The organism is Ralstonia mannitolilytica (genome assembly GCF_000954135.1).
GTDB lineage: Bacteria > Pseudomonadota > Gammaproteobacteria > Burkholderiales > Burkholderiaceae > Ralstonia > Ralstonia mannitolilytica.
The window spans coordinates 701,578-715,511 of record NZ_CP010800.1; the positions used below are offsets into that span (position 1 = coordinate 701,578).

15 protein-coding genes and 1 pseudogene are annotated in these 13,934 nt (G+C 69.1%); 4 read left to right on the plus strand and 12 right to left on the minus strand.

Annotated features, from left to right (window positions below; translation table 11 throughout):
• Positions 1-16: 16 nt before the first annotated feature.
• The 6 genes from TK49_RS19795 to TK49_RS19820 all read right to left on the minus strand — a co-directional run bounded on the left by TK49_RS19795 (position 17) and on the right by TK49_RS19820 (position 6,726).
• Positions 17-1,372, minus strand: a complete 1,356-nt coding sequence (locus TK49_RS19795; protein WP_045219326.1) for an LLM class flavin-dependent oxidoreductase — start codon at positions 1,370-1,372, stop codon at positions 17-19.
• The gene (locus TK49_RS19800; protein WP_045219328.1) at positions 1,372-2,622 is read right to left on the minus strand and encodes an SfnB family sulfur acquisition oxidoreductase; all 1,251 of its coding nucleotides are present in this window, start codon (positions 2,620-2,622) and stop codon (positions 1,372-1,374) included. Before TK49_RS19800 ends, TK49_RS19795 begins: the two co-directional genes overlap by 1 nt.
• A gap of 1 nt (position 2,623) precedes the next feature.
• Positions 2,624-3,895: an SfnB family sulfur acquisition oxidoreductase gene (locus TK49_RS19805; RefSeq protein WP_045219330.1), complete on the minus strand. Its 1,272-nt coding sequence runs from the start codon at positions 3,893-3,895 to the stop codon at positions 2,624-2,626.
• A 152-nt stretch (positions 3,896-4,047) separates the two neighbouring features.
• A complete protein-coding gene (gene msuE / locus TK49_RS19810) occupies positions 4,048-4,611 on the minus strand; it encodes an FMN reductase (RefSeq protein ID WP_045219332.1) in 564 nt (187 codons plus the stop codon).
• A gap of 281 nt (positions 4,612-4,892) precedes the next feature.
• Positions 4,893-5,411 (minus strand): putative Ig domain-containing protein, encoded by a 519-nt coding sequence (locus TK49_RS19815; protein ID WP_158656335.1) that lies wholly within the window; start codon positions 5,409-5,411, stop codon positions 4,893-4,895.
• A gap of 406 nt (positions 5,412-5,817) precedes the next feature.
• Positions 5,818-6,726 (minus strand): MASE4 domain-containing protein, encoded by a 909-nt coding sequence (locus TK49_RS19820; RefSeq protein WP_045219336.1) that lies wholly within the window; start codon positions 6,724-6,726, stop codon positions 5,818-5,820.
• A 245-nt stretch (positions 6,727-6,971) separates the two neighbouring features.
• On the opposite strand from TK49_RS19820, the gene TK49_RS19825 reads away from it, so the two are divergent.
• On the plus strand, positions 6,972-7,784 hold the full coding sequence (locus TK49_RS19825; RefSeq protein ID WP_045219338.1) for an enoyl-CoA hydratase: 813 nt from the start codon (positions 6,972-6,974) through the stop codon (positions 7,782-7,784).
• A gap of 80 nt (positions 7,785-7,864) precedes the next feature.
• A pseudogene (locus tag TK49_RS19830) lies at positions 7,865-8,080 on the plus strand (ATP-binding protein); the annotation flags it as partial.
• A 28-nt stretch (positions 8,081-8,108) separates the two neighbouring features.
• Here the strand turns inward: TK49_RS19830 and TK49_RS19835 are convergent.
• The 4 genes from TK49_RS19835 to TK49_RS19850 all read right to left on the minus strand — a co-directional run bounded on the left by TK49_RS19835 (position 8,109) and on the right by TK49_RS19850 (position 11,110).
• Positions 8,109-8,984 carry a DUF72 domain-containing protein gene (locus TK49_RS19835; RefSeq protein ID WP_045219342.1) on the minus strand — a complete coding sequence of 292 codons (876 nt, stop codon included), beginning with the start codon at positions 8,982-8,984 and terminating at the stop codon, positions 8,109-8,111.
• Positions 8,981-9,901, minus strand: coding sequence for an SIR2 family protein (locus TK49_RS23785; protein ID WP_052698629.1), 921 nt, complete (start codon positions 9,899-9,901; stop codon positions 8,981-8,983). Before TK49_RS23785 ends, TK49_RS19835 begins: the two co-directional genes overlap by 4 nt.
• A gap of 4 nt (positions 9,902-9,905) precedes the next feature.
• Positions 9,906-10,064 (minus strand): hypothetical protein, encoded by a 159-nt coding sequence (locus TK49_RS24630; RefSeq protein WP_157774023.1) that lies wholly within the window; start codon positions 10,062-10,064, stop codon positions 9,906-9,908.
• 110 nt (positions 10,065-10,174) lie between these two features.
• On the minus strand, positions 10,175-11,110 hold the full coding sequence (locus tag TK49_RS19850) for a GlxA family transcriptional regulator (RefSeq protein ID WP_045219346.1): 936 nt from the start codon (positions 11,108-11,110) through the stop codon (positions 10,175-10,177).
• Positions 11,111-11,203: 93 nt separating this feature from the next.
• Here TK49_RS19850 and TK49_RS19855 point away from each other — a divergent pair, with 93 nt between their 5' ends.
• Both TK49_RS19855 and TK49_RS19860 read left to right on the plus strand, forming a co-directional pair.
• On the plus strand, positions 11,204-11,968 hold the full coding sequence (locus TK49_RS19855) for a DJ-1/PfpI family protein (RefSeq protein ID WP_082076361.1): 765 nt from the start codon (positions 11,204-11,206) through the stop codon (positions 11,966-11,968).
• Positions 11,965-12,756, plus strand: a complete 792-nt coding sequence (locus TK49_RS19860) for a 5'-methylthioadenosine/adenosylhomocysteine nucleosidase (protein ID WP_045219348.1) — start codon at positions 11,965-11,967, stop codon at positions 12,754-12,756. The genes TK49_RS19855 and TK49_RS19860 overlap by 4 nt, the downstream gene beginning before the upstream one ends.
• 15 nt (positions 12,757-12,771) lie before the next feature.
• On the opposite strand, the gene TK49_RS19865 is transcribed toward TK49_RS19860, so the two are convergent.
• Both TK49_RS19865 and TK49_RS19870 read right to left on the minus strand, forming a co-directional pair.
• Positions 12,772-13,227, minus strand: a complete 456-nt coding sequence (locus tag TK49_RS19865; protein ID WP_045219350.1) for a lysozyme inhibitor LprI family protein — start codon at positions 13,225-13,227, stop codon at positions 12,772-12,774.
• Between the two features lie 72 nt (positions 13,228-13,299).
• Positions 13,300-13,902, minus strand: coding sequence for a DJ-1/PfpI family protein (locus TK49_RS19870; RefSeq protein ID WP_045219352.1), 603 nt, complete (start codon positions 13,900-13,902; stop codon positions 13,300-13,302).
• Positions 13,903-13,934: the final 32 nt, after the last annotated feature.

Sequence of the window (13,934 nt, forward strand, 5' to 3'; positions counted from 1 at the left end):
TGTCGGAAGAAGGCGGTCAGAGGTGGCGGAATCCGGCGGCGGCGTGGCGTGCGGGCAGGCGGTCTCCTTCGGCAAAGAGCTTGTGGCGCAGCGTTCCTTCGCCATACGCGGTCTTGTAGCGGCCGCGCTCCTGCAGCACCGGCACCACGAGGTCGACGAAATCCTCATAACTCTCGGGCACCACGGTGCGGCTCAGGTTGAAGCCGTCGATGCCCGTCTCGTCGATCCATTCGATGAGCGTGTCGGCCACCTGCCCCGGGTCGCCGACGATGGCGGGGTAGCGTCCGCCGAGCTCGAACAGCTCGAGCAGCTTGCGGCGCGTCCAGCCATGCCGGGCGGCGGTGGTGGTGGCCGATTCGATGGCGTTGCCGCCGCCGTAGTCGATGGGGTCGTCCAGGCCGTGGCGCGAGAAATCGACACCGGTGCTGGCGGCAAAGTGCGCAAGGCCGGCTTCACGGCTGGCGTAGGCGCGGTAGTCCGCATGCTTGGCATGGGCTTCGGCCTCGGTGCGTCCGGTGACCACGGCGGCGCCCATGAAGACCTTGATGTCGTCGGGGCGCCGGCCGGCCGCCAAGAGCTGCTCGCGCAGCGCGGCCACGGTCTGGCGCGCGGCTTCCTTGTTCGGCGGTGAGATGAACACGCACTCGGCATGGCGCGCGGCAAACCGCTGCCCGCGGCCCGAGCTGCCTGCCTGGAACAGCACCGGCGTGCGCTGCGGCGACGGCTCAGCGAGGTGATAGCCGTCCACCTTGTAGTAGCGGCCGCTGTGCTGGACCTTGCGCACCCTGCCCGGATCGGCAAACACGCGGGCGGCCTTGTCCCGCCGCACGGCGTCGTCGTCCCAGCTGCCTTCCCAGAGCTTGTAGAGCACCTCGAGGTATTCGTCGGCGCGGTCGTAGCGTTCGTCGTGGGCAAACTGTTTGTCGAGGCCCATGGCGCGGGCTGCGCTGTCCAGGTAGCCGGTGACGATGTTCCAGCCGATGCGCCCGCGCGTGAGGTGGTCCAGCGTCGAGAAACGCCGGGCAAGCAGGTAAGGCGGCTCGTACGTCAGGTTGACAGTGACGCCAAAGCCCAGATGCTGCGTCACGGCCGCCATGGCCGATACCAGCAGCAGCGGATCGTTGACCGGCAACTGGATCGATTCCTGCAGCGTGACATCGACATTGCCGCGATAGACGTCATACACGCCCACGATGTCGGCGATGAACAGCCCGTCGAACAGGCCGCGTTCGAGCGTGCGGGCCTGGTCGGTCCAGTATTCCAGCGTGTTGTAGTCGGCCGAGCGGTCGCGCGGGTGCGTCCACAGGCCGTGGTTGATGTGCCCGACGCAGTTCATGTTGAACGCGTTGAGCAGGATGCGCTTGCCCGCCATCAGATTGCTCCGTGCCGCGGCGGCAGCGTGTGGTTGAGGTGGAAGTTGCCGACCGCGTGGTACTTCCATCGCACGGGGTCGTGCAGCGTGTGCGTGCGCGCGTTGCGCCAGAAGCGGTCCAGCCCGCGGTGGTCAAGCGTGGCCGACGTGCCGCCGAGTTCGAACAGGCGCGTGCCCGCCAGCAGCGATGCCGTGGTGGTCAGCGCCCGGGCGGCCGCCACCGCGACCGACGCCTCGGCCACCGTGCGTTCATCGGGCGCCTGCTGCGCGGCATCGGTGATGCGGCCGGCGCGGCGCACGAGGGCCTCGGCGGCCCGCAGGCGCACGTGCACTTCGCCGAGGTGATGCAGCGTCAGCGGGTCGTCGGTGGCGCGCTCCACGCGGGCGTCGATCCAGGGCCGCGCATGGTCGCGCAGGAACGGCAGCGTCGCGGCCAGCGCACCGCGCCCGATACCGAGGTCGATGGCCGCGTGCATGAGCTGCGCGACCGGCCCGATGGTCGTCGGCCGCTCGAACGAGGCGAGGAAGGGGACGACCCATTCCGCCTCCACCCGCACGTTGTCGAAGCCGACCGAACCGCTGCCGGTGACGCGCTGGCCGAAGCCGTCCCAGTCGTCGGTCACGGTCACGCCGGCGGCCGCTCGTGGCACGAAGGCCAGCCACGTGACCTCCTGGCCCGCATCCTCGGCCACCACCAGGGTGGGGATCCAGTGCGCATACAGCGCGCCGGTGCAGTAGAACTTCTTGCCGTCGATGCGAAAGCCGTCGCCGTCCTGGGTGAGGCGCGTGCGCCGGCGGAAATCCTTGTGGCCGATCTCGGCCAGCGCATTGCCGAAGCGCTCACCGGCCAGCGCCCGCGCATAGAAGAACGCCTTCTGCGCCGCGGTGCCGCCCACGCGCAGCACTTCCAGCGCGTAGAAGTGGTTCTGCGGAATCTGCCCCAGCGAGCCGTCGGCCGCGGCGATGATGGCGATCACCTCGGCCAGCGTGGTGTTGGACACGCCGGCGCCGCCGTACTCGCGCGGCACGGTGATGCCCCACAGGCCGCTGGCGCTGAACGCTTCCAGTTCGGCCCATGGCAGGCGGCGCTCGCGGTCGCGCAACGCGGCGTCGGGTGCGAAAACGGCCGCGAGCCGGTGGGCGATCTCGATGGCCTCGGCATCGTCGCGCACTACGTGCGGGGTTTGCTGCGGGGCAGGGGCCGGCGGCACGCGGCCGTCCTCGGGTGGCGGGGTGAAAAGCAGTGACATGTCAGTTCCAGGAGTGCCGGGGCGGGAAGGCCTGGTTGAGCTGGTAGTTGCCGATCAGGTGCAGCTTCCAGCGCACGGGGTCGTGCAGCGTGTGGGTGCGTGCGTTGCGCCAGTGGCGGTCGAGGTTGTGCCGGGCGCGCGTGGCGGAGGAGCCCGCGAGTTCGAACAGCTTTTCGCTGGCCTGCAGCGCCACCTCGGTGGTCAGCACCTTGGCTTCGGCCACGGCAACGGAGGCGCGGGCGCTGCCGGCATCGGTGATGGGCTGCGCGGCGATGGCATCGAGCGTTTGCGCGGCTTCCTGCAGGACGGCGCGCGCGGCTTCGATGTCGATGGCCAGACGGCCGACGTCGGCAATGATGTACGGGTCGTCGGCGGCGCGTTCGACCTTGGCGTCTGTCCACGGCCGCGCATGTTCGCGCACAAACGCCAGCGTGTCGTCAAACGCGGCCTGTGCAATGCCAAGGTCGATGGCGGCCTGGATCAGCTGCGAATTCGGCCCGTACAGGCTGGGCCGCGCGGCGAGCTGCCAGATGGGCAGCACGTCGTCTTCGGAGACGGCCACGTTGTCGAAGATGACGGTGCCGCTGGCGGTGGTCCGCTGGCCGAACGAAGACCAGTCGTCCACCACCGTCAGGCCGGCGGCATTGCGCGGCACCCACACCTGCACGGCGCGGCCTTCGTCGTCGAGCGCGCGCGTGGGCACGCGGTGCGCAAACAACGCGCCGGTCGAGTAATACCGCGTGCCGCTCAGCCGCAGCCCTTGCGGCGTGCGGCGCAGGCGCGTGGTGCCCTCGAGGATGGTGCGGCTGGCAGCGGAACGCCGCTCGGGGCCGGCGTTGCCGAGGCGCTGCCCGGCCAGGACTTCGGCGTAAAAACGACGCTTCTGGTCCTCCGAGCCGGCTTCACGCAGCACGCCCAGCAAGCCGAAGTGGTTCTGCGGGATCTGGCCCAGCGACGCATCGGCTGCGCTCAGAATGGCGAACACCTCGGCCAGCGTCGCGTACGACACCTCGGCGCCGCCGTAGGCCTTCGGCACCGTGATGCCGCCCAGGCCGCTGGCCGACCAGCGGTCCAGTTCGTCCCAGGGCAGCCGGCGCTCCCGGTCGCGGGCGGAAGCGCCCTGGCGGAATTCGCCGGCGAGCGCATGGGCTGCATCGATGGCCTCGGCGGCGTCGCGCAGGCGGCGCACCTTGGTGGGGTCGGGCAGTGCGGGCTCGCGTGCCGGCACGTGGGTCGGCGGGCGCAAGGCTTGCACGTCAGATAGGTTGGTCATGGCAAGTCAGCAAGGTGGGCGGGGCGCGCGGCGTGCGCGCCGCACGCGCCGGAAACGCATCGGCCCGCCGGCACGCCGGGATGCCGGCTGCCGTCCGGATGGGCGCAGGCGGAATCGGCCCGCACCCGTTGCCAAGGCGATGCGATGCGCCGCTAGGCGGCTTTCAGGGTCACGCGGCGGTGCGCGGCAAAGTGCGATGCAGCGCGGTCTGCCGCGAGCCGGATGCGGTCTTGCAGCGCGGGGCTGCGCACGGCGTAGCCGTCAAAGTCTGCGGTGGCCGCATACACGCCGATCGGCAGCGTCAGTGCCTGCAGGAAACTGAACAGCGGCCGCAGGTGATGTTCGAGCACGAGCGCATGGCGGTCGCTGCCGCCGGTGGCGGCGAGCAGCACGGGCTTGTCGACGAGTGCCTCCTGGCCCACCAGGTCGAACACGTGCTTGAAGTGCCCCGGATACGCCCCGCGATACACCGGCGACGCCGCAATCAGCAGGTCCGCACCTTCCACGGCCTGCAGCTCGGCTTCGATTTCCTGCGGCAGTTCCGTGCGCCAGAGCGCGGAGCCCAGCGGGCGCGCAATGTCGACGAGGTTGACGATGTGCGCGTCGACGTGAAGCCGTGCCTCGAGCTCGGCGATCAGCGCGCGTACCAGCGCGAATGTGCGCGACGGCTGTTGTGTGCTGCCATTGACGGCAACGATCTTCAGGGGGGTGGACACGACTCGGCTCCCGAAATGCGATGGCACTTTCGCTGTTGCGCAGATGCGAAGAGCGAAAGACGGTGATCAAACGATACCGTGGCGCAGCAGCCGAATGAACGACGCGTTTTTTCTATCCATAGGCAAACGGTCTGCATAAGCATCTATGCAACCGTTCGTTGGTTTAGGCCGTTGTGGTGACGCTGCGGGGGTGCCACCTGCCGGCGACGCGCCGGGCCGGGAAGAAGGGAGTGATGGCAGGGATGAGACGTTGTGCCGTCCGATTGCGGCACAGCGAGCTGTTACATCGATACGTTGACCCCGACATACGGGTCCGAAAAGGTGTAGACCACGCCCTGGAACGTGATGTACTGCGTGACCGTGGTGTACCCATAGTTCCCGGCGGTCGTGGGCGTGCCGGTGATTCTTCCCGTGGCGCTGTCGAACGACATGCCCGGCGGCAGGGCTGCGGCGTTGCTGATGGTGTACGCCTCGCCGAACGGCTTGCTGGTGGATGGCCGCGACGGTGCAAGGGTCGAGGACTTTCCGACGCTGGTGTAGTTGTCGCCGAAGTACCGGAGCGTGTAGTTGGCGACTTGGATGGGGCAGGTCGTGTCCAGAGAGCCCGAGTAGCCAGAGACCGTCAGGCGGATCGTCACGTTGTACATGCCGGCAGATGCCGTGACGGTGCCGCTGATGTCCCCCGTATCGCCGTTGAGTGTCAGGCCCGCCGGCAATTGGCCAGAAACGATCGAGAAATGCGGGGTGTTGCCGTTGAGGCCCTGCACCGTGGCCTTGGCGCTGTAGTCAGTGAAAGTCATGGGGATCGTGCCGCCCGGCATGCTGCATCCATAGGCGACATGCAAATCGCCGCTGCTGACGGCGCCATCGCCACCTCCGCAAGCAGTCACCATGGCGCTTAAGCCGAGCGCCAACGCGGTCCTTTCGATCTTTTTCTGCATGTGTTTTGTCGGATGTGTTGTCTGCGCATTTGCCCGCGCTGAATCCCGTTCAGTTGGGGCATCCGCATCCCCCCTGGGTGCGGCGCATGCTCGGAAAGCATGCGGCGCTCGATACTAAGAGAAGGGTTGTCGCGCGGACAAGACGCCCGAGGGAGGGGTAGCTCTCTGGTGCGCCGTCGCGGCGTCGTGCGAGTTGCGTGCCCGCTTGGGCGAAGAAGCTGATGCGCCTCCGGCAGGACGCTGGGCCGGTGCCCTGAACAGCGCCTCAGCCGCGCCCGTCTTGCCGATCATCCGCCGCCAGCCGCCTCAGTTCCGTCCGGGCAGCCGTCAGGCGGGAATACAACACGGTGTTCTCAATCAGCAGCAGCAAGAGCACGAAGCTCGCACCCATCAGGCCGAACACGCGGCCGGCGTAGAAGCCCAGGTCATACCGCCCGCCGTTGAAGACGGTGCTGAGCGCCACGTCGCAGATCCACACGCACAGCACCACCATCAGCCAGACGTCGAGCGTGAGGTGCGGGCGGCTGCGCCAGAGCACGGCCAGCGCCAGCATGCAGCAGCACCAGGTGGCGCCCGACACGATGGCCATGGTGGGGGTGTAGCGGTTGGCGGCCATGATGGCGGGCAGCACTGGCTCGCCGGCGGTGGCAAGCGCCACGCAGGCGGCCGATGCGCCCAGCACGGCAGCGACGGTGCCGAGCGCCGTTCTGCGCGTCAGGACATGGCCGGCAAAGCGGTCGGGTTCGCGCTCTTCGCGCGTTTTGAGCACCGCATACGCCATGACGAACAGCGGGAAGCCGGCATGCCAGAACATGTAGATCCACGCCGTGCTTTGCGGCCCTGCGCCGAGCAGGCCGCTCGCGGAAAACAGGCCCGGGAACGACAGCAGATGCCCCACCGCCGTGGCGGCCGTGAACAGGTAGCCGCAGGCGAGTGCCAGCATGGCGCGCGATCGCGTGATGGCGAACTGGCCGAACAGCAGCGCAGCGGTGATGAGGTCATTGAGGATGAGCGCCGATTCGTAAATCGGCACGAACAGCGGAAGCCGCGGCAGCTGCACCTTGGCGAACGGCAAGGCCGACACCAGCACGACCAGCGACAGCAGCGCCACGGCCTGGGCCATCCAGTACGTGCGCCGCCCGGGCGACAGGCTCAGCAGCAGGCCGCGCGGCATGTGTACCGTTTCCGATACCAAGATGGACCCCCTTTTTGCGGTGACCGTGTCACCCGTCCGGTTTGTGCGGCGCGGCACGGCGCCGCTGCCGATGTCTTATAGAACCGGTGATAGTCACCCGCGCCGCCGATGTCAACGCGAAGTGAGCGAACCTTTCATGGCGGCCACGGGCAATGCCCAAGTGCGGGGCGCCCGTGGTGGCGATAGACTGCTCTTCCCGCAGGTCATCGCCACAAGGACCGCATATGGAACGCCACCCCACCGCCTCCGCCGCTGCCACCACCACCGAGCCGCCCGTCCTGCGCGACGACCGCGACGGCGTCGTCACGCTGCGGCTGAACCGGCCGCAGCAGTTCAATGCCCTGTCCGAGGCGATGCTCGATGCGCTGCATGAGGCGCTTGCCGACATTGCCGCCGATGCCCGCGTGCGCTGCGTGGTGCTCGGCGGCGAGGGCAGGGCCTTCTGCGCGGGCCATGACCTGCGCGAGATGCGCGGCACGCCTGAACTGGCGTACTACCAGGCGCTGTTTGCCCGCTGCAGCGTGGTGATGCAGGCGATCCAGGCCCTGCCGGTGCCCGTCATTGCGCGCGTGCATGGCATTGCGACGGCGGCGGGGTGCCAGCTGGTCGGCAGCTGCGACCTGGCCATCGCTTCCGAGGCGGCGCGGTTTGCGGTGTCGGGCATCAACGTGGGGCTGTTCTGCTCGACGCCTGCGGTGGCGCTGTCGCGCAACGTGCTGCCCAAGCGCGCGTTCGACATGCTGGTGACGGGTCGCTTCATTGATGCCGCCACGGCGGCGGACTGGGGCCTCGTCAACGAGGCTGTGCCCGATGCGGAGCTGGACGATGCCGTGGCCCGCAAGGTGGCGGAGATCGTCTCGAAGAGCCCGGCGGCCATCCGCTACGGCAAGGCGATGTTCTACCGCCAGCGCCAGATGCCGCTGGCCGACGCCTATGCGTACGCCGGTGACGTCATGGCCCGCAACATGATGGAAGAAGACGCCGCCGAGGGCATCGACGCCTTCCTCCAGAAGCGGCCCGCCCGTTGGAAGTCGTGAGGGCGGGCGCGCTCGTCACGTGTCATGCCGGTCGCTGCGGCTTGCGAGTGTTGCGTGCGCCGCGACGGCGAGGCCGGGTGATGGAGGTCGGCGACCGCGGGCCGGGCATCCCCGAAGACAAGCTGGGTGCGGGGCTGCAGCCGTTCGTGCGGCTGGAGAATTCACGCAGCCGGGAGTCTGGCGGTACGGGGCTCGGGTTGGCGATTGCGCAGCAATTGGCGGAGGCGGCGGGCGGTGTGCTCAAGCTGTCCAACCGCGAGGGCGGCGGCCTGGTCGCAGCCGTGCGGCTCGGATAACGCCACGGGCGGTAGGGCAGCGTCCGCCTCACGTTGCCAGGGCCAGGCGCTCCCGCAACCGCCGCGCATCCGCGGGCGCCTGCACTTTCACGTCGTTATCGAAATAGCAGTACACGTCCCGGCCCGCGCGCCGCGGCCGCGCCGCACTGCCTGCGCGTTGTGCATCGGCCGGTTCGCGTCTGCTCGCCCACAGGTCGATGCGTTCGGCCCAGCGGTCGAGCGCCGCATCGGAATAGGCGCCGGTGTACAGCGCATCGGCGCCGTGCAGGCGCAGGTAGACGAAATCGCTCGTCACATCTTCGAGATATGGCCACTCCGCGATGGCGTGCGAGACCACCAACGCAGCACCGTGCCGGCGCAGCAGCGCGACGAACTCGGGCGTGCAGAAGCTTGCATGGCGGACTTCCACAGCATGGCGCAGCGCTTGTTGCCCGCGTGCGGCAAACCAGGGCGCCTTGACGCGCGCATCGTGCTGCCGGGCCAGGGCGCGCGCCGCGGCGGTGTCGTGCGGCAGCAGCGACAGAAAGCGCTCGAACCGCTGCGAATCAAAGCGATAGTTGGGCGGAAACTGCCACAGGAACGGCCCGAGCTTGTGTCGAAGCGCCAGCACGCCGGAGGCAAAGAAGTTGGCGATGGCCGGCACCGCCGTCTCGTCGCGAAAGCGCAGCATGTGCGTGAGGTAGCGCGGGCCCTTGACGGCAAAGACGAAGTCGTCGGGCACGGTGTCGTACCAGGCGCGCCAGCTGCCGATGGATTGCAGCGAGTAGTGCGATCCGTTGATCTCGATGGTGCTGAACTGCTGCGAGGCGTATTCGAGCTCGCGCCGCTGCGCCAGGTCTTCCGGATAGAACACGCCGCGCCAGCCGGCATAGCGCCACCCCGAGATGCCGATGCGGATCGTCATGGCGCGCGCCGCCGGCCGGGCCGCATGGCGGCACGCGCAGCCTCCACGGCGGCGCCCAGCGCCTGCAGCGCGTTCAGCAGCGCGGCGTGGTCGGCCGCGGGTGCCTGATAGCGCAGCACGTGCAGGTTCAGCGCGTCTTCCAGCACGCTGGCCGTCAGGTCGGAGAACGTGTCGGCCGCCGCGACGAAGTAGTGGCGTTCTGCCTCGGGGTGCTCGGCGCCGTATGTCTCGAGCAGCGCGCGCATGTCGGAATCGTCGATGCCGCAGCCCACAAACAGGAAAGTATGCGTACGCAGCAGCGCCTCCACCAGGTCGTAGAAGGCGCGGTAGCGTGCCCGTGCACGGACGTAATCGCAGCGCGAGAAGATCAGCGAGGCCGGCTGCGTCATCGAGCCATGCGTCTTGATGATGAGGTTGCGGTCTTCGCGCAAGCGCGCGGCGACGGTCGGGTCGCTGTAGTCGCACACGGCCAGGGGCGGCATGCCGCGCGCCGTGGCCAGCGTTTCATACAGCGTATCGAAGTTGGGCGTGAGCGTGATGCGGAAGTCCAGCGCCAGCAACGCTTCGTGCACGGGCGCGGGCGCAAAGTCCGGCGCAACGAGCTGGCGGCGCAGCAGGGTGGTCAGCCGCCGCTGGCCGAGCGTGCGGCGCACGATCTCGGCGGCGGTGAGCACGTCGCCGCGCCCGACGAACGCGCGCACTTCCTCGGCCAGTTGCGGGCTATCCGCCGCGATGGTGTTGGCGGCCTCGCACAGCAGTTCGGCCCACGTGGGCGGGCGCCGCGAACCGTCGGCCGAACGCGCGTTGGCCGAAATGCCCGAGCCGAAGAAGAGCACCGCCCGGCGTCGGGCGATGTCTTCCACCAGCCGTGGCGGCCAGTCGATCAGCGTGGCGTTGCGGCGGCGTTTGCGCGCCATCCGCTTACTCGTGCGGCCCGTTCATGCGCGCATAGGTCTGGACGATGCTGTCATGCGGCGTGATGGCGCCCACCGGATCATCCGTCAGGTCGCGGGCGAGCGAATATGCCGTGATGACGGCCAGCGAGACCCCCACGATGGTCAGCAATTCGCGGATTGGCATGTGCGTCTCCTCTTCGATGTCTGCCGCCTCGGTCGGGCGGCGCGCATGCGCAGACGCAAGGTTCAGGCCTGCGACAGGCCAATCGCACAACGGCGCGGGTTTGGGCCGTGTTACCGGGCCCGCAATGCCGACGGCGGCATGCCCAGCAGGCGCTGGAAACTGCGCCGCATGCGCTCGGTATCGCCAAAACCGCACTCCGTGGCAACGCGCTGCATCGAGGCCGCGCCGCTCTCGAGTGCCGCCCGGGCCGCTTCCACGCGCAGTTTTTCCACCGCCTTGGCGGGCGTGAGGCCGGTCTCGGCCTGGAATGCGCGGGCGAAATGGCGCGGGCTCATGCAGGCGCGGCCGGCCAGGTCGTCGACGCGGTGGGCATCGGCCAGGTTGCGGCGGACATGGTCGAGCAGCGGCTTGAAGCGGCCGCGCGCCGAGTCCATCTCGTTGAGCGCGGAGAACTGCGATTGCCCGCCGGGCCGCCGGTAATACACCACGAGCTGCCGCGCCACGGCCCGCGCCAGCCGCTCGCCCAGGTCTTCGGCGATGAGGGCGAGGGCCAGGTCGATGCCTGCGCTGATGCCGGCGCTCGTCCAGAAGCGGCCGTCGTTGACGTAGATGTGGTCGGCCTCGAGATGCACCTGCGGAAACTCGCGTGCGAACTGCGTGCTGCGGCCCCAGTGCGTGGTGGCGCGCCGGCCGTCCAGCAAGCCGGTGGCCGCCAGCAGCAGGCTGCCCGAGCACACGCTGGCCACACGCGCACCGCGGGCCGCGCAGCGCTGCACGAAGCGGCGCGTGCGTGCATCGGCCATGGCGGCATCCACGCCGTCGCCGCCGGCCACGAGCAGCGTATCGACCTGGCTGGCCGGGGGCAGCGGCTCGGCCGCCCAGCTTGCGCCGGAAGAACTGCGCACCAGGCCCGGCTGGGCGGCCACCGTGCGCACCGCGTAGTGGTCGTCCCGATAGCGGCTTGCGACCTCGAATGCGGCCACGGGCCCCGCGGCGTCGAGCACCTGGAAGTCGGGAAAGACCAGCACGGCAATACGATGGGTCATGGCAGAAAAAGTGGGATACACGACATTGCTGCCAACACGATAGAGCGCGATGCTACGAGGCGTCAACCACCCGAAACCCCGGAGAACCGGACCATGACCGCATCCCCGTTCATCGTTGTCTTTGCACTGTACGACCGCGTGACGCAGCTGGACTTCACCGGCCCGCACGAAGTGTTCTGGCGTCTGCCCGGCGCGCAATGCATCGTCGCCTCGGCACGCGGCGGAGAGATCCATGCCGACGGCGGCCTCACGATCTCGAACGTGCAGCGGCTGGCCGGCATCGGACATGCCGATCTCATCTGCGTGCCGGGCGGCTTCGGCGTCATTGAAGCCATGGGCGACGCTGAGTTCGTGCGGCAGGTGCGCCGCCTGGCCGATGGCGCCCGCTATGTCACCTCGGTGTGCACGGGCTCGCTCGTGCTGGGTGCGGCGGGGCTGCTGCGCGGCAAGCGCGCGGCATGCCACTGGGCCTGGCGCGACCTGCTGCCCACGTTTGAAGCGACCGTCGACGAAGCCCGCGTCGTGCGCGACGGCAACCTCATCACCGGCGGCGGGGTGACGGCGGGCATCGACATGGCGCTCACCGTCATGGCCGACATTGCCGGCACCGACCACGCCCAGGCCGTGCAGCTCGGCATCGAGTACGCCCCCGCACCGCCGTTCGACTGCGGCCGCCCCGAACGTGCCGCCGCCCCGGTCCTGCACGCCGTGACGGAGCGCCTGAACCGCCTGCGCGCCGATCGCTACGCGGCCGTGCAGAAGGCGGCGCAGGCAATGTCAATGCGGGTGCCGGCCGATTGCGGCGACAATGGCGGGTTTTCGACGCCATCGCCGCACGCCGGCCCTGCCACCGCATGAACGCGCCTTCCGCCCAGCCTCACGCCAATGGCCCCATCGGCATCGTCGCCGCCCTGCACGAGGAGATCAGCGAGCTGTTGACGCTGTTGTCCGACGCGCAGCGCGTGCGCATCGGCAATCGGGACTTCTGGACGGGTGCGTTTGAGGGGCAGCCCGTGGTGGTGGTGCTCTCACGCGTCGGCAAGGTGGCGGCGGCCACCACGGCGGCGGTGCTGATCACGCATTTCGGGGTGCGGGCGGTGGTGTTTGCCGGTGTGGCCGGGGCCCTGGCACCGGGGGTGGCGGTGGGCGATGTGGTGGTGTCGTCCGAGCTGCTGCAGCACGACGTCGATGCCTCGCCGCTGTTCCCGCGCTGGGAAATTCCGCTGATGGGCGTGGCCCGCTTTGCCGCCGACGCGGCGCTGGCCGATGCCCTGCGGCAAAGCGCATGCGCCGCGCTCGCAGATCCGCATGCGCTGCTGGGGCCCGCGGTGATGCAGGCCTTTGGCATTGCGGCGCCGCAGGTGCACTCCGGCCTCATCGTCAGCGGCGATCGCTTCGTCTGCACGTCGGCCGAAAGCGCCGTGCTGCGCCATGCGTTGCCCGACGCGCTGGCCGTGGAGATGGAAGGCGCCGCCGTCGCCCAGGTCTGCCACGAGTGGGGCGTGCCGTTTGCGGCCATCCGCACGATTTCCGACCGCGCGGACGACACGGCGAGCGTGGACTTTGCGCAGTTCATCGCACAGGTCGATTCGCGCTATAGCGTGGCGATCCTGCGCAACTGGCTCTCGGCGATGCACGCCGCCTGAGCACGGCCCGCAGCGTCATTGGCCCTTTGCGGCCAGGTATTTGTCCAGCGCATTCGCGCGTTCGCTCAGGCGGAAGATCGCGTTCTCGAGACGCTGCAGGTCGTTCAACGGGCTCTTGCCATAGAGCCTCGTCTCCAGGGCGGCGCTCTTGGCATGGAAGTCCTGCCACGCCTGTTGCGAGTTCACGAGCGCGTCCCTGGCGCTGCCATCGAGCTTGCCGAGCAGCGCCTTGTAGACCGTGGCCAGGCGTTCGTCCTGCGCCGCCTTCTCGGCAGACAGGCAGGCGCCGATGGCGTCGGCGTTCTCGCCCGCCTTGTCGACGCAGGCGTACATCCGCGTGGTGATGCCTTGCGGCGCGCGGCGCTTGATGCCGTTGGCCAGGCTTTCCGCCGCCAGGGCGCCGGTGCTGTGGGCCAGCACCGCCAGCGCGATGGGCAGCGCCAGCGTCTTCAGTGTCGTCAGCGTGTTCAAGATGTGACTCCTGAGCAAGGCCTGCGAGGGTGAAGGGCTGGTCAGTCTATCGCCGTCGTGCCGCGCCGGGCATCAGCCAGGCAGGTGGGGTCCGAGGTGGCGCATGGCGTTGTCGACATACGCCTCTTTCTCGCCGACCGGCGCGACATAGTGCAGCGCGGCGGCGGCCGCCTCCATGCCTTCCGTGCGAGCGATCACCCACGCGGCCAGATACGGCGACGCCAAACACCCGCCCGCCGTGGCAACGTTGCCGCGGGCGTAGAACGCCTGGTTGAGCACCTCCACGCCGGCTTCCTGCACCCACGGCTTGGTGGTCAGGTCGGTGCAGGCCGGCACGCTGCCCAGCAGGCCGAGCCTGGCGAGCACCAACGTGCCCGAGCACTGCGCGCCGATCAGCTGGCGGGCGGGATCGAGCCCCAGACGCGCCATCAACGCCGCATCGGCCACCACCTCGCGCGTGCGGACGCCGCTGCCCACCAGCACGGCGTCGGCGGTGCGCGCCTCTTCGAGCATCGACTGCGCGCGCACGGTCACGCCGTTCATCGACGTGACTTCCGCCTGCGGGCAGCACAGGCTCACGTGCCAGCCCGGCTTCCGGATGCTGTTGAGCACGCCCAGGGCGATGAGCGAATCGAGTTCGTTGAACCCGTCGAAAGTCAGGATGGCGATGTGCATGGCGAAGCAGCGCAGGGTTGGGGGTTTGAGCA